Here is a 19,815-nt window from a genome sequence, read left to right on the forward strand (position 1 = left end):
GCGGGGGCTCGGTGCACAGCGGGCTCAGCGCTTCCCGTTGGGCAGCGCCAGCCGGTTGATCGTGCCGAGCACCTGCAGGTACTGCTTCCACAGCGGCCCGGAGGTGTACTCCAGCCCGTACTCCTCGCAGAGCGACCGCACCTCGGGAGCGATCTCGGCGTAGCGGTTGCTCGGCAGATCCGGGAACAGGTGGTGCTCGATCTGGAAGCTGAGCTGGCCGGTCATCAGGTGGAAGAACCGGCCGCCGTCGAGGTTCGCCGAGCCGAGCAGCTGCCGGACGTACCACTCGCCTCGGCTCTCGTCGGCCAGCTGCTCCTCGGAGAACTGCACCGCCCCGGCCGGGAAGTGCCCACAGAAGATCACCGCGTGCGACCAGACGTTGCGCACGACGTTCGCGGTGAGGTTCCCGGCGAGCACCGGCAGGAAGAACGGTCCGGCCAGCGCCGGGAACGCCAGGTAGTCCTTGAAGACCTGCCTGCCCGTCTTGCGGCCGATCGACTTGACCTGCTGCCACACCCGCGACCAGGACTTCTCCCCCGCGGCGACCTTCTCGACCTCCAGGTCGTGCAGCGCGACGCCGTACTCGAAGAACAGGCTCAACAGGAAGTTGTAGAGCGGGTTGCCCAGGTAGTAGGGCGTCCACCGCTGCTCCTCGGACAGCCGCAGGATCCCGTAGCCGACGTCGCGGTCCTTGCCGACGACGTTGGTGTAGGTGTGGTGCAGGTAGTTGTGCGAGTGCTTCCACTCGGCCGACGAGGAGACGTTGTCCCACTCCCACGTCGACGAGTGGATCTTGGGATCGCGCATCCAGTCCCACTGGCCGTGCATGACGTTGTGCCCGATCTCCATGTTCTCCAGGATCTTGGCGATCGAGAGCATGGCCGTGCCGGCGATCCAGGCCGGCGGCAGGACGCCGGCGAACAGCAGTGCGCGCCCGCCGATCTCCAGCGCCCGCTGCTTGCCGATGACGTCACGGATGTAGGCGGCGTCGGACGCGCCGCGCTCGTCGAGGACGCGGTCCCGGATGGCGTCGAGCCGGCGGCCCAGCTCCTCGATCTGCTCGGCGGTCAGCGCGGTGGTGGCCTGCACGTCCGCGCGCCGGGTCGAGGGGACGAGCTCCAGCAGCGGCCGCTGCGGCTGCCGGACGAGGCCGGTCTCCTCCGGGCCGGGCTCGGAGTCGGTGACGGTGGTGTCGAGCGTGGCGGTCATGGTGGACCTCCTCGGGTCGATGGGAAGCCGGGCCGGACGATCCGGGCTCCGGTGACGGTCGGTGGTGCCGGCCGGTGGCGCGCCGGCCCGGGGCGACGGAGTGGCCCCGTCGCGGGGACCGGGTGGCGGCCGGAGGGGCCGGGCGCGGTCCGCCGTGCTCAGGGCAGGTCGATGCTCGCCGGGCCGCAGGCGGAGTTGATGCAGGTCTGGACGAGATCGCCGGGCTCCCCGTGCGCCTGCCCGGTCCGCAGATCGCGGACCCGGCCCTCGCGCAGCGGCAGCACACAGCCGAAGCAGATGCCCATCCGGCACCCGCTGGGCATGATCTTCCCGGCCGACTCGCCGGCCTCCAGCAGGCTCTGGCCCGGCTGCACCTCGACGGTGCTGTCACCGAGCTCGACGGTGCCGCCGGTCCCCTCGCTCTCCCGTGCGGGCGGGGTGAACCGCTCGACCACGACGTCGTCCCAGGCGTCGGTGAGGGCGTCGAGCAGCCCGTCCGGGCCGCAGGCGTACACGGTGCGGGCGGCCCGGTCGGGTACGGCGGCGTCCAGGCTCGCCGGATCGAGCCGCCCGGTGACCCCGCTGTGCCGCTGCACCACGCGCAGCGACGGATGCCGGGCGGCGAGCCCGGCGAGCTCGGCGGCGAAGATCGTGTCCTGCGGGGTGCGGGCGCTGTGCACGAGCACGATGTCGGGCATCGGTGCGGCGGCCGCGGCGAGCGTGCGGAGCATGCTCATCACCGGGGTGATCCCGCTGCCCGCGGTCACGAACAGCAGCCTGCCGGGCAGCGGATCGGGCAGGGTGAACCCACCTGCCGCCTGCTCCAGCTCGACGACGGTGCCGATCGGCACGTTGCGGACGAGCTCGGTGGAGACCACCCCGCCCGGCACCTCCTGCACGGTGACCGTGAGGTGTTCGGCCGTCTCCGGCGAGGACAGCGAGTAGCTGCGGCGGTACCGGACGCCGTCGACGTCGATCCCGATCCCGACGTACTGGCCTGCCCGGTGGCCGGCCCAGGCCCGGCCGGGTTCGATCGTGACCGACACGGCCCGGTCGGTCTCCCTGCGCCGCGCCACGACCCGGCCGCGCAGCGACGTCGTCGACCACAGCGGATCGAACAGGGTCAGGAAGTCCTCGGGCAGCAGCGGCGTGGTGAGCGCGCTCACGGCAGCCAGCAGCCGCCGGGGCCGGGCGGGAGCCGAAGCAGCGGATCGGAACATGACATCAACTCTGCACAACTTGATGTCACATAGCAACCCGCAACGATCGGTCGCCTGTGTCACATGGGTTAGTGCTACGGTTCATGTCATGGTGGACGAGGACGCTGACCTGGAGGGATGGCGCACCATCGACGAGCTGGCCCACGCCAGCGGAGTCACGGTGCGCAACATCCGTGCCTATCAGTCGCGCGGGCTGCTCCCGCCGCCCGAGGTACGGGCCCGGACCGGCTACTACGGCCCGGGGCACGCCGCCCGGCTGGAACTGATCAAGGACCTGCAGGACGAGGGCGTCAAGCTCGACACCATCAAGAAGCTGCTCGACACCACCGGTGGCTCCACCGAGCAGGTCGTGCAGTTCATCCGGACCGTCCGCGCGCTGTTCGCCCCCGAGACCCGGCAGATGGTTCATCTCGCCGAGCTCGCGCAGCGCTACGAGTCGACCGACACCGGCCTCGCCAAGCGCGGGGTGAAGATGGGCCTGCTGCGCGAGGTCGGCGAGGACACCTACGAGGAGATCAGCCCGCGGCTGATGACCGCTGCGGCCGAGCTGACCGGCCTGGGCATCCCGATCACCCGCTCGCTGGACGTCGTCGAGCAGGTCCGCAAGCACGCCGACGCCGTCGCGAAGCTCTACGTCGATCTGTTCCTCGGCGAGATCTGGCAGCCCTTCGACGCGTCCGGACGTCCGGACGACCAGTGGCCCCGGGTCTACGAGACGATCGAGCGGCTGCGTCAGATCTCCGGCGAGGTCATGATCGCCGTGCTGGAGCTGGCCGTCGCCGAACGGGTCGACGTGACCTTCGGCCGGGACATCGTGCGCAACGTGCGCACCAGCAGCGCCGGGCCGACCAGCGGACCGGACGCCGAGGCCGGGGCGGGCGCACCCGACCCGGCCTGAGCAGCCGTCAGTTCAGCAGTCCCGCAGCCCGCAGCGCCGCCCGGACGTCCTCGTGGTGCCACTCGTCCAGCGGCACCAGCGGCAGCCGGATCCCGCCGGGCATCAGGCCCAGCTCGGCGAGCGCCCACTTGACCGGGATCGGGTTCGGCTCGGAGAACAGCGCCGAGTGCAGGCCCGCCAGGTCCGCGTCCAGCGCGGACGACGTCTCGGCGTCGCCGGCGACCGCGGCCTTGCACATCCGCGCCATCGGCTCGGGGGCGACGTTCGCCGTCACCGAGATGTCGCCGTGGAAGCCGGCCAGCATCGAGGCACGGGCGGTGCCGTCGTCGCCGGAGTAGAGGGCGAAGTCGTCGAGCCCGAGCGCGACCAGCTCACGCACCCGGTCCAGATCGCCCTTGGCCTCCTTGAGCCCCACGATGTTCGGGATCTCGGCGAGCCGCGCGACCGTCGACGGGAGCAGGTCGCATGCCGTCCGGCCGGGGACGTTGTACAGGTACTGCGGGATCGCGACGGTCTCGGCGATCCGCTTGAAGTGCTGGTAGAGGCCCTCCTGCGGAGGCTTGTTGTAGTACGGCGTGACCAGCAGCGCGCCGTCGGCACCGGCCGCACGGGCCGCCCGGGTCAGGTGGATCGCCTCGTCGGTCGAGTTCGCGCCGGTGCCGGCGATCACCGGCACCCGGCCGTTCGCCACCTGGATCGTGCGACGCATCACCTCGGTGTGCTCGAGCACCGAGAGCGTCGACGACTCACCGGTCGTGCCGACCGAGACGATCGCGGACGTGCCGGCGTCGATCTGCCGTTCGACGAGCTCACCGAGCGCCGTGTGGTCGACCTCGCCGTCGTCGTGCATGGGGGTCACGATCGCGACGATGCTTCCGGTGATCATGCCGAAACCTCCTGGTACCTCTGCCGTCCCGGCCAGACGGTAGCAAGTAGCTGGGAGAGTTCCAGCGGGTAACGGACCCCGGGCCGGCGGGCTCAGCCGAATGCGAGCCGGGCCGGCTCCACCGAGCGCCGGATGCGGCGCGCGGCCTGCACCGCCACCAGTACCGCCGCCACCACCGCGACCAGCGCGACCGCGACCGGGCGGTCGTTCGCCGCGATCGCGACGAGCGCCCACACCACGGCGGCGGCGAACCCGGCGAACCCGGCCGTCGTGCCGATCACCGACAGCACCACCGCGGTCAACATCACCAGCAGCAGCACCGCGGCCGTCTGCGGGAGTGCGCCCTCGCTCGGCAGGCCGACCGCCACCCCGGCCGCCATCAGCCCGAGCAGCAGCGCACACGACGCCCAGCCCAGGTACAGCGCCACCGGCAGCCGGAAGACCAGCCGCTCCGTCCAGCCCTGCGCGGTCTCCCGGGACAGCCGCCCGTAGGTCACGGCCAGCACGACGACCAGCGCGATCAGCACCAGCTGCGCGGTGATCACCCAGCCGTTCGAGAACGCCAGGATCCACAGCGGGTTCAGCACCGCCGACGCGGCGAGCCACCAGCCGACCCGGCGGTGCACCGCCCGGCCACGCTGGGCGGGCAGCAGCGCGTATCCGGCGTAGGCGAGGAACCCCAGGTAGATCAGGCCCCAGATGGAGAACGCCCAGCCGGCCGCGAGCAGCGGGGTGTCGTAGGCGCGGGCCACCTCCCCGACCCCGGCCCCGCCGAATGCCGAGACCAGCACCTGCACGATCGCGAACGCCGCCACCAGCACGCCGCGTACGAGGTCTGCGGTGGTCGGGCGAGGAGTGAGCACCGTCATCCGCACATGGTGAACCCCAACCGGCCCGTCTGCCATCCGGCCAACGGGCGTCACACGATCATCAGGTCGTCAGGAGGTCAGCGGGAACACGAACAGGTGCACGTCGCGGACGTCCTCGGCGCCGAGCCGCACCCCACGCGGGAGCAGGCCGTACTCGACGAAGCCGCGGGCGGTGTAGAAGGCGGGCAGCGACGTCCCGCCGCGGGCACCGAGCGTGAGCATCTCGACGCCCATCTCCCGACCGTGCGCGACGGCGGCCTCCAGCAGGACCGTGCCGAGCCCACGGCCCTGCAGATCCGGCCGGACCATGAGCCGCTGCACGTCCGCGCGGTGCGCGGCGATGCCGCTGCCGCGGGCCAGGAAGACCGTGCCGTCGGGGGCCGTCTCGTCGCCGAGGACGAGCATCCGCAGCGCCCCCGACCGGACGCCGTCGATCGTGGCCGCGGCCAGGCCCCGGATCTCGGCGGGATCCCAGCCGGGCACGAAGTCGACGGCGCCGCCCGCCTCGGTGACGGCGATCCAGAGCTCACCGAGCGCGCGGGCGGTGTCCGGGTGCGGGTCGACGATCCTGCGCGGGACGCCGACCTGCGCCGTCACAGGTTCGGGAACCAGAGCTTGATCTCCCGGTCGGCCGAGGCCGGCGCGTCCGAGCCGTGCACCAGGTTCGAGCCGGTCTCCAGGGCCAGGTCGCCCCGGATGCTGCCCGGCGCCGCCTTCTCGACCGGGTCGGTCCCGCCGGCCACCTGGCGCCAGGCGGCGATCGCCCGCGGACCCTCGACGACCGCGGCGAGCACCGGGCCGGAGGTGATGAAGGAGATCAGCTCCTCGAAGAAGGGCTTGCCGTCGTGCTCGGCGTAGTGCTGGGTGGCCAGCTCACGGTCGACGGTGCGCAGGTCGAGTGCGACGAGATCGAGGCCCTTGCGCTCGATGCGGGAGACGACCTCACCGACGAGCTTGCGCGAGACCCCGTCGGGCTTGACCAGGACGAGAGTGCGTTCAGTCACGCCCGTCAGGGTAACGACGGCCGGTGCCGTCACCGGACCCGGTGTCACACACCGTCGGTCAGGTCACGCAGGGCCGCCGCGTTCAGGTCGAGCTCCCGCAGCCCGCCCTCCGACACCGCGATCACCAGATCGAACACGGCGTCCTGATCGGGGCGGATCCGCTCCCCGTTCAGCACCAGGAAGACGGCGGTCACCGACCACCCCAGCCGCTCGTTCCCGTCGACCAGCGCGTGGTTGGTACAGACGCTCTGGAGCAGCGCCGCGGCCTTGCTACCCCTCCTGCTGCGACGGCAGCGTCCCGGCCGCCATCCGCCGGGCCACCTCCCGGCGCATCCACACCAGGATCACCCAGACGATCACGAAGGCGAGCGCGACGATCGCCAGCGACGGCAGGAACACGAACGCCGCGATCACCAGCAGGACCTGCAGCACCAGGGCCGCGTTCAGCCCCCACGACCGGCGTTGCAGCCCGGAGGCCAGGATCATCGCGACCGCCAGACCGACGATCACCCCGATGCCGAGCCCGGTGGACCCGCTGCCGAACCGCGGCAGCACCAGCAGCGCCAGCAGCACCACGATCGCCTCGAGGATCAGCGTCGCCGCGAACACGCCGCGGGCGCCCTTCATCGGGTCGGTGGGCGGCGGTCGCACGCCCTCGGGGACTCCGGGGATCTCGCTCACTCGGGCTCCTTGCCGAACAGGGCGCGGGCCTCGCCCGCCGTGACCACCGAGCCGGTGACGACGACGCCGACGCCCGATCCGCCCGCTTCCTCGGCGAGCTCACCCGCCTGGTCGATCGCCAGCTGCAGCGACGGCTCCACGCTGACCCGGTCGGCGCCGAACACCTCCGCGGCCAGCGCGCCCAGCTCGTCCGGGTTCATCGCACGCGGCGACGCGTTACCGGTGACCACGACCTCGTTCAGTACCGGTTCGAGGCCCTCGAGGATGCCGCGCGCGTCCTTGCCCTGCAGCACGCCGATCACCCCGACCAGCCGGGTGAACCTGAACTCCGTGGTCAGCGCCCTGGCCAGGGCGGTGGCGCCGGCCGGGTTGTGCGCGGCATCGAGCAGCACGGTCGGTACGTCCGGCCCGCCCTGCACCGGCTCCAGCCGGCCCGGGGAGCGCACCGAGGCGAACGCGGCGCGGACCGCGTCCGGGTCCAGCGGCTGCGCGGTGCCTGCCCCCACCAGCGCCTCGGCGGCGGCCAGCGCGACGGCCGCGTTCGCCGCCTGGTGCTCGCCGTGCAGTGGGATGAACACGTCGTCGTAGCGGCCGGACAGGCCCTGCAGCTCGAGGCGCTGACCGCCGACGGCGATCTCCCGCTCGCGGACCCCGAACTCGGCCCCCTCCCGGGCGACCTGCGCGCCGACCTCGGCGCAGCGCTCGATCAGCACCTCGGCGACCTGCTTGTCCTGCGCCGCGAGCACCGCGACCGAGCCGGGCTTGATGATCCCGGCCTTCTCCCGGGCGATCCCCACGATGTCGTCGCCCAGGTACTCGGCGTGATCGACGCCGATGGGCAGCACGACCGCCACGTGCGCATCGGCGACGTTGGTGGCGTCCCAGCGGCCGCCGAGCCCGACCTCGATCACCGCGGCCTCGACCGGGGCGTCGGAGAACGTCGCGAACGCCATCGCGGTGAGTACCTCGAACTTGCTCAGCTGCGGTTCGTCGCCCCGCTTGGCATCGAGCAGCTCGACCACCGGCTCCACCTCGCGGTAGGCCTCGACGTAGCGCTCCGGGCTGACCGGCCGGTTGTCGAGGTTGATCCGCTCGGTGGCCCGCTGCAGGTGCGGGCTCGTGTAGCGGCCCGTCCGCAGGCCGATCTCGGTGAGCAGGGCGTCGATCATCCGGGACGTCGACGTCTTGCCGTTCGTGCCGGTCAGATGCACCACCGGGTAGCCGCGCTGCGGCTCGCCGAGCGCGTCGCACAGGGCCTGCATCCGGTCCAGCGACGGCTCCATGACCGACTCCGGCCAGCGCCGGTCCAGCACCGCGTCGACCGCGAGGAACTCCGCGTAGCCGGCGACGGTGGACTGGGCGGGCACCACGTCGGGGTTGTCGCCGCCGCGGATCTCCTGCAGCACGGCCGCGATCACGGCCTCCTGAGCGTCCTTCTCCGGTGCCTCGGCGGCCGCCGCACGGCCGGCCGCAACGGACCGGTCGCCGTCCTCCGGGGCGGATCCGCCGGACTCGGTGTTGCTGTCGGCGTCACCGGAGTCGGAGTCGGCGTCACCGGTGTCGGAGTCGGCGTCACCGGTGTCGGAGTCGGCGTCACCGGTGTCGGAGTCCTCGGTGTCGGAATCGGAGTCGTCCGCGCCGGCCCGGCCGGCGGGGTCCGCCTCGGGATCGGCTTCATCCCGGCCGAAGCCGCCCTCGGCCCAGCGGTCCCCGCCGTAGGTCGGCGAGTCCTCCTCGTCGAACTGGTCGTATTCGAACCGGTCGTCCTGTGGTGCCACGTGCTCAGGCCTCCGGCAGCGCGGCCAGCCGCGCCGCGATCCGCTCGATGTCCGCCAGCGCGGCGGAGTGCCGCTCGCGGATCCCGTCGACCACCTCGGCCGGGGCCTTCTCGGTGAACTTCGGGTTGTTCAGCTTCTTCTCCGCCTGGTCGCGTTCCTTCTCGGCGACGGCCAGGTCCTTACCCAGCCGGGACCGCTCCGCGGCGACGTCGATCGCGCCGGAGGTGTCCAGCTCGACGGTGACCGGGCCGCCGGAGGTCGTGACCTCGAACGTCGCCGACGCGGAGAACTCCGGGCCCGCGACGTCGAGCCGGTTCAGGAACCGGACCGCCCGCTCGTGCGCGGCGAGCCCCGCGTCGGACAGCCCGACCAGCCGGGCCGCGACCGACCTGCGGTCCGGCAGGCCCTGCTCGGTCCGGAAACGGCGGATCTCGGTGATCACCTTCTGGACGTCGGCGACCCGGGCGAACGCGGCCCGGTCGACCGGTGCGCCGGTGTCCGCGCCGGTCGGCCAGGCGGCCGTCACGACCGTCTCCCGGCCGGTGAGCGCGGTCCACAGCGCCTCGGTGACGAACGGCGCGATCGGGTGCAGCATCCGCAGCAGCGCGTCGAGCACGTGGCCGAGCACCGCGCGGGTGCCCGGCTCGGTGGCCGGGTCGTCGAGCTGGGTCTTGCACAGCTCCACGTACCAGTCGGCCAGCTCGTCCCACGCGAAGTGGTAGAGCCCCTCGGTCGCCTTCGCGAACTGGTAGGAGTCGAGCAGCTCGTCGGTCTGCTGCCGGACCTCGGCGAGCCGGCCGAGGATCCACCGGTCGGCGTCGGTGCGGTCCGTCTCCGCCGGAAGGGCCGAGGCATCGGCTGCCGTGACCCCCTTCGCGAGTGCGAACCGGGTGATGTTCCACAGCTTGGTGGTGAAGTTCCGGGACCCGGCGACCCACTCCGACGACAGCGACATGTCGGTGCCCGGGTTGGAGCCGCGGGCGATGGTGAACCGCAGCGCGTCGGCGCCGTAGTCGTCGATCAGGGCCAGCGGGTCGATCACGTTGCCCTTGGACTTCGACATCTTCTTGCCGTGCTCGTCGCGGATGAGCCCGTGCAGGTAGACGTCCCGGAACGGGGTCTGCCCCATCGCGTACGTGCCGAACATCATCATCCGGACGACCCAGAAGAACAGGATGTCGTAGCCGGTGACCAGCACCGAGTTCGGGTAGTACGCGGCCAGGTCCGGGGTCTCGTCCGGCCAGCCGAGCGTGGAGAACGGCCACAGCCCGGAGGAGAACCAGGTGTCCAGGACGTCGGAGTCCTGCCGCCAGCCCTCGCCGGTCGGGGGCTGCTCGTCCGGCCCGACGCAGACGATCTCGCCCGCCGGGCCGTACCAGACCGGGATCCGGTGGCCCCACCACAGCTGACGGCTGATCGTCCAGTCGTGCATGTTGTCGACCCAGTCGAAGAAGCGGCGCTCCTGCTCCTTCGGGTGCAGCGTGGTCGCCCCGGAGCGGACGGCGTCGCCGGCGGCCTTCGCCAGCGGCTCGACCTTGACGAACCACTGCAGGCTCAGCCGGGGCTCGATCGGCACCCCGGTGCGCGAGCAGTGCCCGACCGAGTGCAGGTAGGGACGCTTCTCGGCGACGATCCGGCCCTCGGCGGCGAGCTCGGCCCGGATCTCGCGCCGGGCCTCGAAGCGGTCCATGCCGTCGAAGCGGGTGCCCGATCCGGCGATCGTGCCGGTCTCGTCCATGATCGTCGGCATCGGCAGGTCGTGCCGGCGGCCGACCTCGAAGTCGTTCGGGTCGTGTGCCGGGGTGATCTTCACGGCGCCGGAGCCGAACTCCGGGTCGACGTAGTCGTCGGCGATCACCGGGATCCGCCGCCCGGTGATCGGCATCTCGATCTCGGTGCCGACCAGGTGCCGGTAGCGCTCGTCGTCGGGGTGCACGGCGACCGCGGTGTCGCCCAGCATCGTCTCGACCCGGGTGGTGGCGACGACGACCGAGGCGTCGCCGTCGCCGTAGCGCATGGAGACCAGCTCGCCCTCGACCTCGGCGTGGTCGACCTCGATGTCCGAGATCGCCGACCGCAGCGCCGGGGACCAGTTCACCAGGCGCTCGGCCCGGTAGATCAGCCCGTCGTCGAACATCTTCTTGAACACGGTGGCGACCGCGCGGGACAGCCCGTCGTCGAGCGTGAAGCGCTCGCGGGACCAGTCGACGCCGTCGCCCAGGCGCTCCATCTGGCCCAGGATCGAGCCGCCGGACTCGGCCTTCCACTCCCAGACCTTCTCGACGAAGGCCTCCCGGCCGATCGCGTGCCGGTCGGGCTCGCCCGCGGCCGCCATCCGCCGCTCGACGACGGACTGGGTCGCGATGCCGGCGTGGTCCATCCCGGGCAGCCACAGCGCGTCGTGACCCTGCATCCGGCGGCGCCGGGTGAGCACGTCGATCAGCGTGTGGTCCATCGCGTGGCCCAGGTGCAGGCTGCCGGTGACGTTCGGCGGCGGGATGACGATGCTGAAGGCCGGCTTGCCCGACGCCGGGTCGGCCCGGAAGTAGCCGCGCTCGACCCAGCGGCGGTACATGTCGCCCTCTACCTCGCCGGGGGTCCACTTGGCGGGCAGTTCGGCGGTACGCGCTGGCAGGGTCTCGGTCACATGTCAAGTCTACGAGCCACCACCGACAGGATTCCGGCCCGGGGTTCGGTATGGATGCGCGCTCCGCGAGCTCCGCTCAGCTGCCGAAGTGCGCCTTGGGGATGACGCCGTGGATGCCGACGGTGCGGTCCACCACCTGGGAGACCGCGAAGTCCGCCGCCGCCGACAGGTAGGCGTAGGCGGTCGCCCGGTCCATCCCCCGGTCGACCTCCAGGAAGTCCAGCGCGTTGACCACGGCCCGGCGCATCGCCACCCCGAGGTCGGTCTCCTGGCCCCCGATCACCCCGTCCGGGTCGGACAGCCCGATCGGCACCCAGGCGTCGGGCGTCTCACCGAACGGATAGCCGAACGCGGGCGACGGCGCGGTCCCCTCCCCCGGCCGGCAGACCGTCAGCCGGAAGGTGGCCCGCAGCGAGCCCTCCAACGCGGTCAGAGCCACCTCCCCGTCACCCATCGCCAGGTGCGGGTCACCCACGTAGAACAGCGCACCCTCGGATCGGACCGGCAGGTAGAACGCCGAGTCCGGGCCGAGCAGCCGGATGTCGATGTTGCCGCCGCCCAGCGTCGGCGGGATCGAGTTGAGCTCCGGGGCGGTCTCCGAGCCGGCGGCCGCGTGCGCGACGCCCATCGTGCCCATGAACGGGCGCAGCCCGAACGCCACCTCCTGCCCGTCGCCGTAGGGCAGCACGCCCTGCGGCAGGCCGTCGTCACCCGGCCGGACCGCGGTGAACAGCGAGACGTTGCCCTGGCGCTGCGGGTCCCCGGTGTCCCGGCCGTCGGTCGCGACCGGCGGCATGATCTCGTCCAGGGTGATGCCGTCCGGGGCGCCACCGTCGCGGGTGCGGGCCAGCGCCCCCTTGCCGTGCCGGCTGGAGATCACGCCGTAGGGCACCCGGGGGACCGCGGACAGGGTCTCGATCTTCAGCACGTCGCCCGGCCGGGCACCCTCGACGAAGATCGGCCCGGTGATCACGTGCGGGCCGTCGGTGTCGAAGTCGCGCGGGGTGCGCCGGTAGTCGCGGGCGATCGCGATCGCATCGCTCAGCACCCCGTCGGCGGCCACCCCGTGCCGGGCGAACCAGGCCACCGGGTCGCGCCCCTGGTCCTCCAGGATCCCCTCGTGCGAGACCGTGTCGATGGTGACCGTCTGCCCGGAGCGCACGGTCAGCACCGGCTCGGCGCCGATCGCGGGGACGTAGCCCCAGCGCACGGCGTCCGGGTCGGAGCCGAGGTAGTGGTCGCCGGGGATGTCGCCGGTACCGGGCTGCAGCGGGCCGTCGAGCAGCACGCCGCGTGCGGCCGCGGGGAGCACCGCGCCGCCGCCCGAGCAGCCGAGCAGCCCGCCGGTGGCGGTGACGGCCGCGGCCGCCCGGAACAGGTCACGACGGCCGAGGGCGAACAGCGGGGAGCGGGAATCGGACATGTCAGGAACCTTCACTCGTTCCCGTTACGTCCGGATCACCGTCGGAGCACACCGCGTTACGGCGCTACGCCGGCAGAAGGACCGCCCATGCTCTCGGCCACCCGGTCGAGCGCACCGCCGACCCGTCCCGGAACGAGTCCGGATCGACCGTCCGCACCTGCCCGGACGACGGCTCGTAGGCCCGCCACCGGCCGTCCGACCCGGCGCCGACCACCAGCACCCAGTGCCGCGGCAGCCGGGGCGAACCGACGAGCACCGGTACCGGCTGCCCGGCGTCGGCGACCCGGCGCAGCACCGCCCGGGTGGCCGGGCGGACCCGGAACCGCCCCGCGGCCGGCGCGTGCCGGTGCAGCCAGGCCCGCATCCCCCACGGCGTCGTGCCCAGCGCCCGCGGCCACAGCCGGTTCGCCTGCCGGTGTGCCAGTCGCTGCGCGGCCCCGAACCGGGCGCCGACCGCGCCGGGCCATCCGGATCCGGTGAGCGCGGCCGTCATCACGAGCACCGACGGCCCGCACGAGACGCCGTCGACCTGGCGGCCCAGCACGGTCCCCGCCCGCAGCGCGCCCACCGAGCCGTCCGGCCCGGGCTCGGGGGTGCTCATCGCGCCGACCGGGCAGGCAGCGGCTCGGCGGTCGGTCTGCGCACCCGGGCCCGGCCGGGCAGCACGGGCTCGGCCGGGTCGTGGATCCCCGGCGCGCCGCCGGCGGGACGCAGCGCGGCCCGCCACACCGCGCTTCGCACCTCGTAGGGCATGCGGGCGACCCTAGTCCGTGCGTGCCGGCACGCGTCGGGAGAGCGCAGGCGGACCGGGAGCGCACGGACAATCGGCCCGGCCCGGCCCGGCGGGGCGGAGCGGGCGGGCGGGCGGAGCAGCGCAGGCGGGGTGGAGCGGCGCAGGCGGGGCGGGGCAGGCGGGGCGGGGCGAGATCGGTCGAGGCCGGGCGCGATCCGGGCGGCCGGGACCGGCATCGAGGCCGGGCGGACGGTCCCGGGGTGGCGCCGACCGCCCGGCGAGCCACGACCGGCTGCCACCCCGGGCGGTCGCACCGGCACCGGGCTAGCCTCGCGCGATGAGTGAGACCACGCTGTCCCCCGAGGTCGTCGCGTTCCTCAACGAGGGCACCCGCACCGGAATGCTCGGCTGGACGGGGAAGGACGGCCGTCCCCTCGTCGCCCCGGTCTGGTTCCTGGCGGAGGACGGCGTGCTCGTGTTCAACACCGGGGCGGGCACCGCGAAGGGGCGGGCGCTCGTCCGCGATCCCCGGGTGGTGCTCAGCGCGGACCTCGCGGCGCCGCCGTACGCGTTCGTGCAGGTCCAGGGCATCGCCGAGATCAGCGACGATCCCGACGAACTGCTGCGCATCGCGACCGCGCTGGGCGGCCGGTACATGGGTGCGGACCGGGCCGAGGAGTTCGGCCGGCGCAACGGGGTGCCCGGCGAGCTGGTCGTCCGTATCCGGCCCACGAAGGTCATCGCCTCGCTCGACGCGACCGCCTGACCTCACCGCACACCCCTTCGCCCCGCGGCACACCCGTTGCAGCAGGTGTGCGGCGGGGCGAAGGGGTGTGCGGCGGGCCAGTCGGCGTGGCGCGGGGCCGGCGAGCGCGGCGCAACGCTAGCCGGCGAGCCGCGGGGCCGGCGGGTGTGCGGCGAGGGCGGCGGGTGTGCCGTCAGGCCGGGTGCAGTGTGCGACTCCAGAGCGAGGCGCCGGTCTGGTCGCGCAGGTGCACCGTCAGGGAGGAGCCGTCGCCCGCCACGTCCAGCTCGCCGAAGTGCTGGAAGCCCTCCAGCGGTGACGCGCCGTCCCGGGCCGGGCCGCGGACGAACTCCGCACGCGGACCGAACGTCGGGTCCAGCTCGTTCGGCCCGAACGCCCCGGCGTGCAACGGCCCGGACACGAACTCCCAGAACGGGTCGAAGTCGTCGAACGCGGCCCGGTCCGGCGAGTAGTGGTGGGCGGCGGTGTAGTGCACGTCCGCGGTCACCCAGACGACGTTGCGTACCCCCTTGCGGGCGATCGCGGTCAGCACGCCGGCGATCTCGGACTCCCGCCCGCTCGGTGGGCCGGGCTCGCCGTTGGCCACGGCCTCCCAGGCGGTGTCGCCGTCCGGGACCTGCACGCCGATCGGCATGTCCGACTGGACGATCTTCCAGGTGGCCCGGGACGACGCCAGCGACTCGACCAGCCAGCGCGCCTGCTTCTCACCGAGGATCCGCTCGTCGGCACCGGTGTTGACGGTGTTCGGGCCGCGGTAGCTGCGCATGTCCAGCACGAACACCTCGACGTGCGGGCCGAACGACAGCTTCCGGTACACCCGGCCGTCGACGGCGGTCCGCGGGTCCAGCGGCACCCACTCGTGGAACGCCTGGAACCCGCGGGCGGCGAGCACGTCGACCCGCTTCTCGTTGACGTACTGCTCCCCCACCTCGCCGGTGAGGATCTCGCCGGGGTACCAGTTGTTGGTGACCTCGTGGTCGTCCCACTGGTTGATCTGGGCGACCGATGCGGTGTAACGGCGCAGGTGGTCGTCGAGCAGGTTGTAGGCGAACTGGCCGCGGAACTCGGCCAGGCTCTCGGCGACCTTGGCCTTCTCCGGGGTCGTCTCGTTGCGCCAGACCCGGCCGTCGGGCAGTGCGACCGTCTCCTCCAGCGGGCCGTCGGCGTAGACGGTGTCCCCGCAGTGCAGGAACAGGTCGGGCTCGCGGTCGGCCATCGCAGAGAAGATCGTCATACCGCCGAGGTCGCGGTCGATGCCCCAGCCCTGCCCGACGACGTCGCCGGACCACTGGATCCGCACCGGCTCGCCCGGTCCGGGCAGCGCCCGGAACGACCCGGTCAGCGGCTCGCTCGTGCTGCCGCCGTCGAGGTCCTCGGCGACGACGCGGTAGTGCACGCGGCCGTGCCCGGCCGGCACCCGGAGTTTGCCGGTCAGATCGGTGTCCGGGGTCAGCACCGGGCCGGGTATCCGGCGGGCCGCCCGGAACTCCGGGTTGTCGGCGACCTCGACCACCATCCGGGACGGCCGGTCGGCGCGGGTCCACACCAGGCCCGAGCCGGGCAGCACGTCCCCGGCCTGCACCCCGTGGGTGAGGACGGGTCGGCCCGCCCGGATCAGGCCCGGTCCGGCGGAGGCGGTGGCGGGGAGCCCGAGCGCCGCGGCGCCGGCGATACCGCCGGCGACCGCGGTGCGCAGCAGGGCGCGGCGGTTGAGGAGCTGTCGTTCGGAGACCACGACCGCTGATGCTCACCCGTCCGGATGACCGCGTACCCCCGTCCGGCTGACGACCGGATGAACGTCGGGCGCCCGGCTCGTCAGCCGAACAGGGCGGGGATCTTCAGCACCAGCTGGTAGAGGCCGTAGGCGAACGGCACCCCGACCCAGATCCACGCCAGCACGGCGCCGACCCACTGCATCGGCCCCCACGCGGCGGCCCCGGTGATCTCCGGTGTGCTCACGACTGCGCTCCCTTCGACTCGGCGGCGGCACGGTCGGCCGGTGCGTCCGGCTCCGGCTCGTGGTGCTTCGCGTCCACCGGCTTGATCAGCTCGTTGCAGACGAAGGCGATCACGAGCAGCACGATCATGATCGCGAACGCCGTGGTGTAGCGGCCAGGGCCCTCGACCCCGGCGTCGATCCGGGCGTCGGCGATCGCGTTCACGATCAGTGGCCCGAGCACACCGGCCGTCGACCAGGCCGTCAGCAGCCGGCCGTGGATCGCGCCGACCTGGTAGGTGCCGAACAGATCCCGCAGGTATGCCGGGACGGTGGCGAACCCGGCGCCGTAGAACGACAGGATCAGCACCGACGCGACCAGGAACAACGCCCTGCTCTGGTTCGGGACGAGCGTGATCAGCAGATACAGCAGCGCACCGACACCCAGGTAGATGCGGTACATGTTCTTGCGGCCCAGCACGTCGGACAGCGACGACCAGGCGATCCGGCCCAGCGAGTTCGCCAACGACAGGATCGAGACGAACCCGACGGCCGCGGCGGCCAGTGTCTCGGCCGTGCCGGTCTCCGCGAAGAAGTCCTGGAAGATCGGGTTGGCCCGCTCCAGGATGCCGATGCCGGCCGTCACGTTGAAGCAGAGGACCACCCAGAGCAGCCAGAACTGCGGTGTCCGCAGCGCGTTGCGGGCCGACACCTGACCGGCCGAGATCATCCCCGACTTCTTCGCCTGGCTCGGCGTCCAGCCGGCCGGCGCCCAGCCCTCGGCGGGCACCCGGATGAGCAGCCAGCCCACCGACATGAACACCAGATAGATGGCGCCCATCGCCAGGAAGGTGTTGCCGATCCCCGGCACCGACGGCGTGTCACCGCTGGCCCCGAACGTGGACAGCAACGACGCGGTCAGTGGCGATGCGATGAGCGCGCCACCGCCGAATCCCATGATGGCCAGGCCGGTCGCCAGCCCCGGCCGGTCCGGGAACCACTTGATCAGCGTGGACACCGGGGAGATGTAGCCGACCCCGAGCCCGATCCCGCCGACGAAGCCGTAACCCAGCACCACCAGCCAGAACCAGCCCAGGTGCAACCCGATCCCGGAGATCATGAACCCGGACACGAAGCACGTCGTCGCGACGACCATCGCCCAGCGCGGACCGTTCGCGTCGACCTTGGTACCGAACAGTGCGGACGACAGCCCGAGCATGATGATCGCGAGCGTGAACGGCAGCGCGCTCGCGACACCCGAGATGTCCAGCCCGCTCTCCAGCGGCGCCTTGAACGCACTCCACGCGTACGCCTGGCCGATCGCCAGATGGATGGACAGCGCGGCCGGCGGAACGAGCCAGCGGCTCCATCCCGGCGGTGCGACGATGCGCTCCCTCGTCAGAAACCCGGCCGTCATCGGCCCTCCTTCAAGCTCGTTGATAGCGCAACGCTAAGTAGCCGTTCGGAGTAGAGCAACCGGAGTAGACGTCGATCTGATCACCCGTCGCACACACGACGACGCCGGCCCCACCACAGGGTGGGACCGGCGTCGTCGATACCGGACGTACGTACTCAGGCAGAACGGTCGCGGCGCTCCCGGCGTGGGGACTGCGTCCGCGGGACGATCGTCGGGTTGACGTTCTCCTTGACGGTCTCCGCGGTGACCACGACCTTGGCGACGTCGTCCCGGCTCGGGATGTCGTACATCACCGGGAGAAGCACCTCCTCCATGATCGCCCGCAGGCCACGGGCGCCGGTACCGCGCAGGATCGCCTGGTCGGCCACCGCATCGAGAGCGTCCTCGGCGAAGTCGAGCTCCACACCGTCCATCTCGAACAGCTTGCGGTACTGCTTCACCAGCGCGTTGCGCGGCTCGGTCAGGATCTTGACCAGGGCGTCCTTGTCGAGCGATGTCACCGAGGCGACGATCGGCAGCCGCCCGATGAACTCGGGGATCAGGCCGAACCGGATCAGGTCCTCGGGGAGGGTCTCGGCGAACCGCTCCGCGGAGTCCATGTCCTTCTTCGAGCGGATGTCCGCGCCGAAGCCGATGCCGGACTGGCCGACCCGCTCACCGATGATCCGCTCCAGCCCGGCGAACGCACCGGCCACGATGAACAGGACGTTCGTAGTGTCGATCTGGATGAACTCCTGGTGCGGGTGCTTGCGGCCGCCCTGCGGCGGGACGCTCGCGGTGGTCCCCTCCAGGATCTTCAGCAGCGCCTGCTGGACACCCTCGCCGGAGACGTCCCGGGTGATCGACGGGTTCTCCGACTTGCGGGCGATCTTGTCGACCTCGTCGATGTAGATGATCCCGGTCTCGGCCCGCTTCACGTCGTAGTCCGCGGCCTGGATCAGCTTCAGCAGGATGTTCTCGACATCCTCACCGACGTAGCCGGCCTCGGTGAGTGCCGTCGCGTCGGCGATGGCGAACGGGACGTTCAGCAGCTTGGCCAGGGTCTGCGCGAGGTAGGTCTTGCCGCAGCCGGTGGGGCCGAGCATCAGGATGTTCGACTTGGCGATCTCGATGCCGTCGCCGCCGTCGCCACCGCTCGCGCGGTTCCGCTCACCGGCCTGGATGCGCTTGTAGTGGTTGTAGACCGCCACCGAGAGCGTGCGCTTGGTGACGGACTGACCGACGACGTACTGGTCCAGGAACTCATGGATCTCGGCGGGTTTGGGAAGCTCGTCGAGCTTCACCTCACCGGCCTCGGCCAGCTCTTCCTCGATGATCTCGTTGCAGAGATCGATGCACTCGTCGCAGATGTAGACGCCGGGGCCGGCGATGAGCTTCTTGACCTGCTTCTGGCTCTTCCCGCAGAACGAGCACTTCAGCAGGTCCCCGCCGTCGCCGATGCGTGCCATAGGTGTCGATCCCCAGTCCTGGTCCGGCGTTCTCGCGTCTGCCCGTCCGACGAGCCGGAGCTCGACCGACGCGGCGTGGCTCCGACTTCTTTCCGCAGGCCCCCGAAGCCACGTCGAGGTCTCCGGAAGAGACGGTACCTGCCCGGACCCGCCGCCGGGGACTCCCGAGGAGTCCGATTCGGCGGCGGGTCGGCGGGCGGTCACCGGTGGCGCGGCCGCCACCGATGACCGGATATCGCTTACCTGCCGCTGGTGGCGGACAGCTTCCTGCTCTGCACGATCTCGTCGACCAGGCCGTAGTCCTTGGCCTCCTCGGCCGTCAGGATCTTGTCCCGGTCGATGTCCTCGCGCACCTGCTCGGCAGTGCGGTTCGAGTGCCGCGCGATGACCTCCTCCATCCGCTTACGGATGCGGGAGATCTCGGTCGCCTGGATCTCCAGGTCCGACACCTGGCCGTAGACGCCCTGGGTGGCCGGCTGGTGGATCAGGATGCGGGCGTTCTCGACCGCCATCCGGCGCCCCGGGGTGCCGGCGCACAGCAGCACGGCCGCCGCCGACGCCGCCTGCCCGAGGCAGACCGTCTGGATGTCCGGGCGGATGAACTGCATCGTGTCGTAGATCGCCATCAGCGACGTGAAGGACCCGCCCGGCGAGTTGATGTACAGCGAGATCTCGCGGTCCGGGTCCAGCGACTCGAGCACCAGCAACTGCGCCATGGTGTCGTTCGCCGAGGTGTCGTTGATCTGCTCACCGAGGAAGATGATGCGCTCCTCGAAGAGCTTGTTGTACGGGTTCGACTCCTTGACCCCGTAGCTGGTGCGCTCCACGTAGGACGGCAGCACGTACCGGGCACGGGCCGGGTCCGGCGCGTAACCGCCGGGTCCGCGCAGGTCGGCCATC

The 19,815-nt window shown here is 72.0% G+C and carries 19 protein-coding genes and 1 pseudogene; 2 read left to right on the forward strand and 18 right to left on the reverse strand.

What is annotated here, in order from left to right; all coding sequences use genetic code 11:
• Positions 1–24: 24 nt before the first annotated feature.
• Positions 25–1,209 (reverse strand): fatty acid desaturase family protein, encoded by a 1,185-nt coding sequence (locus Pdca_RS23875; protein ID WP_085913203.1) that lies wholly within the window; start codon positions 1,207–1,209, stop codon positions 25–27.
• Between the two features lie 158 nt (positions 1,210–1,367).
• On the reverse strand, positions 1,368–2,375 hold the full coding sequence (locus Pdca_RS23880; protein WP_232021161.1) for a ferredoxin reductase: 1,008 nt from the start codon (positions 2,373–2,375) through the stop codon (positions 1,368–1,370).
• A gap of 142 nt (positions 2,376–2,517) precedes the next feature.
• Between Pdca_RS23880 and Pdca_RS23885 the strand changes: the two genes are divergently transcribed.
• The gene (locus Pdca_RS23885) at positions 2,518–3,327 is read left to right on the forward strand and encodes a MerR family transcriptional regulator (protein WP_158092177.1); all 810 of its coding nucleotides are present in this window, start codon (positions 2,518–2,520) and stop codon (positions 3,325–3,327) included.
• 7 nt (positions 3,328–3,334) lie between these two features.
• Here Pdca_RS23885 and dapA read toward each other — a convergent pair whose 3' ends face one another.
• The 11 genes and pseudogenes from dapA to Pdca_RS35740 form a co-directional block, all read right to left on the reverse strand.
• Positions 3,335–4,213: a 4-hydroxy-tetrahydrodipicolinate synthase gene (dapA, locus tag Pdca_RS23890; RefSeq protein WP_085913200.1), complete on the reverse strand. Its 879-nt coding sequence runs from the start codon at positions 4,211–4,213 to the stop codon at positions 3,335–3,337.
• Positions 4,214–4,305: 92 nt separating this feature from the next.
• Positions 4,306–5,082, reverse strand: a complete 777-nt coding sequence (locus Pdca_RS23895; RefSeq protein ID WP_085913256.1) for a hypothetical protein — start codon at positions 5,080–5,082, stop codon at positions 4,306–4,308.
• Positions 5,083–5,151: 69 nt separating this feature from the next.
• Entirely contained in the window at positions 5,152–5,679 is a 528-nt protein-coding gene (locus tag Pdca_RS23900) for a GNAT family N-acetyltransferase (RefSeq protein WP_085913199.1), read from the reverse strand.
• Positions 5,676–6,086: a nucleoside-diphosphate kinase gene (gene ndk, locus Pdca_RS23905; RefSeq protein WP_085913255.1), complete on the reverse strand. Its 411-nt coding sequence runs from the start codon at positions 6,084–6,086 to the stop codon at positions 5,676–5,678. Before ndk ends, Pdca_RS23900 begins: the two co-directional genes overlap by 4 nt.
• A gap of 44 nt (positions 6,087–6,130) precedes the next feature.
• A pseudogene (locus Pdca_RS23910) lies at positions 6,131–6,346 on the reverse strand (type II toxin-antitoxin system death-on-curing family toxin); the annotation flags it as partial.
• Positions 6,347–6,356: 10 nt separating this feature from the next.
• Positions 6,357–6,767, reverse strand: coding sequence for a DUF4233 domain-containing protein (locus Pdca_RS23915; RefSeq protein WP_307724062.1), 411 nt, complete (start codon positions 6,765–6,767; stop codon positions 6,357–6,359).
• Positions 6,764–8,545 carry a bifunctional folylpolyglutamate synthase/dihydrofolate synthase gene (locus tag Pdca_RS23920; protein ID WP_085913198.1) on the reverse strand — a complete coding sequence of 594 codons (1,782 nt, stop codon included), beginning with the start codon at positions 8,543–8,545 and terminating at the stop codon, positions 6,764–6,766. The genes Pdca_RS23915 and Pdca_RS23920 overlap by 4 nt, the downstream gene beginning before the upstream one ends.
• A gap of 4 nt (positions 8,546–8,549) precedes the next feature.
• On the reverse strand, positions 8,550–11,192 hold the full coding sequence (locus Pdca_RS23925; RefSeq protein WP_085913197.1) for a valine--tRNA ligase: 2,643 nt from the start codon (positions 11,190–11,192) through the stop codon (positions 8,550–8,552).
• A gap of 76 nt (positions 11,193–11,268) precedes the next feature.
• The gene (locus Pdca_RS23930; protein WP_085913196.1) at positions 11,269–12,615 is read right to left on the reverse strand and encodes an acetamidase/formamidase family protein; all 1,347 of its coding nucleotides are present in this window, start codon (positions 12,613–12,615) and stop codon (positions 11,269–11,271) included.
• A gap of 64 nt (positions 12,616–12,679) precedes the next feature.
• Positions 12,680–13,216 (reverse strand): hypothetical protein, encoded by a 537-nt coding sequence (locus tag Pdca_RS23935; protein WP_085913195.1) that lies wholly within the window; start codon positions 13,214–13,216, stop codon positions 12,680–12,682.
• The gene (locus tag Pdca_RS35740) at positions 13,213–13,368 is read right to left on the reverse strand and encodes a hypothetical protein (protein ID WP_158092176.1); all 156 of its coding nucleotides are present in this window, start codon (positions 13,366–13,368) and stop codon (positions 13,213–13,215) included. Before Pdca_RS35740 ends, Pdca_RS23935 begins: the two co-directional genes overlap by 4 nt.
• Positions 13,369–13,685: 317 nt before the next feature.
• Between Pdca_RS35740 and Pdca_RS23940 the strand changes: the two genes are divergently transcribed.
• The gene (locus tag Pdca_RS23940) at positions 13,686–14,114 is read left to right on the forward strand and encodes a PPOX class F420-dependent oxidoreductase (protein ID WP_085913194.1); all 429 of its coding nucleotides are present in this window, start codon (positions 13,686–13,688) and stop codon (positions 14,112–14,114) included.
• A gap of 172 nt (positions 14,115–14,286) precedes the next feature.
• Here the strand turns inward: Pdca_RS23940 and Pdca_RS23945 are convergent, their stop codons facing one another.
• From Pdca_RS23945 to Pdca_RS23960, 5 genes are all read right to left on the reverse strand, one after another.
• Positions 14,287–15,849: an alkaline phosphatase D family protein gene (locus Pdca_RS23945; RefSeq protein WP_085913193.1), complete on the reverse strand. Its 1,563-nt coding sequence runs from the start codon at positions 15,847–15,849 to the stop codon at positions 14,287–14,289.
• Positions 15,850–15,929: 80 nt separating this feature from the next.
• Positions 15,930–16,073: an MFS transporter small subunit gene (locus Pdca_RS35745; protein ID WP_085913192.1), complete on the reverse strand. Its 144-nt coding sequence runs from the start codon at positions 16,071–16,073 to the stop codon at positions 15,930–15,932.
• Positions 16,070–17,467 carry an OFA family MFS transporter gene (locus Pdca_RS23950; protein ID WP_085913191.1) on the reverse strand — a complete coding sequence of 466 codons (1,398 nt, stop codon included), beginning with the start codon at positions 17,465–17,467 and terminating at the stop codon, positions 16,070–16,072. Before Pdca_RS23950 ends, Pdca_RS35745 begins: the two co-directional genes overlap by 4 nt.
• A gap of 155 nt (positions 17,468–17,622) precedes the next feature.
• Positions 17,623–18,915 carry an ATP-dependent Clp protease ATP-binding subunit ClpX gene (gene clpX, locus Pdca_RS23955; protein ID WP_085913190.1) on the reverse strand — a complete coding sequence of 431 codons (1,293 nt, stop codon included), beginning with the start codon at positions 18,913–18,915 and terminating at the stop codon, positions 17,623–17,625.
• A 239-nt stretch (positions 18,916–19,154) separates the two neighbouring features.
• Positions 19,155–19,814 (reverse strand): ATP-dependent Clp protease proteolytic subunit, encoded by a 660-nt coding sequence (locus Pdca_RS23960; protein ID WP_085913253.1) that lies wholly within the window; start codon positions 19,812–19,814, stop codon positions 19,155–19,157.
• Between the last annotated feature and the right edge of the window lies 1 nt (position 19,815).

It is taken from the genome of Pseudonocardia autotrophica, from assembly GCF_003945385.1.
Taxonomy (GTDB): Bacteria; Actinomycetota; Actinomycetes; order Mycobacteriales; family Pseudonocardiaceae; genus Pseudonocardia; species Pseudonocardia autotrophica.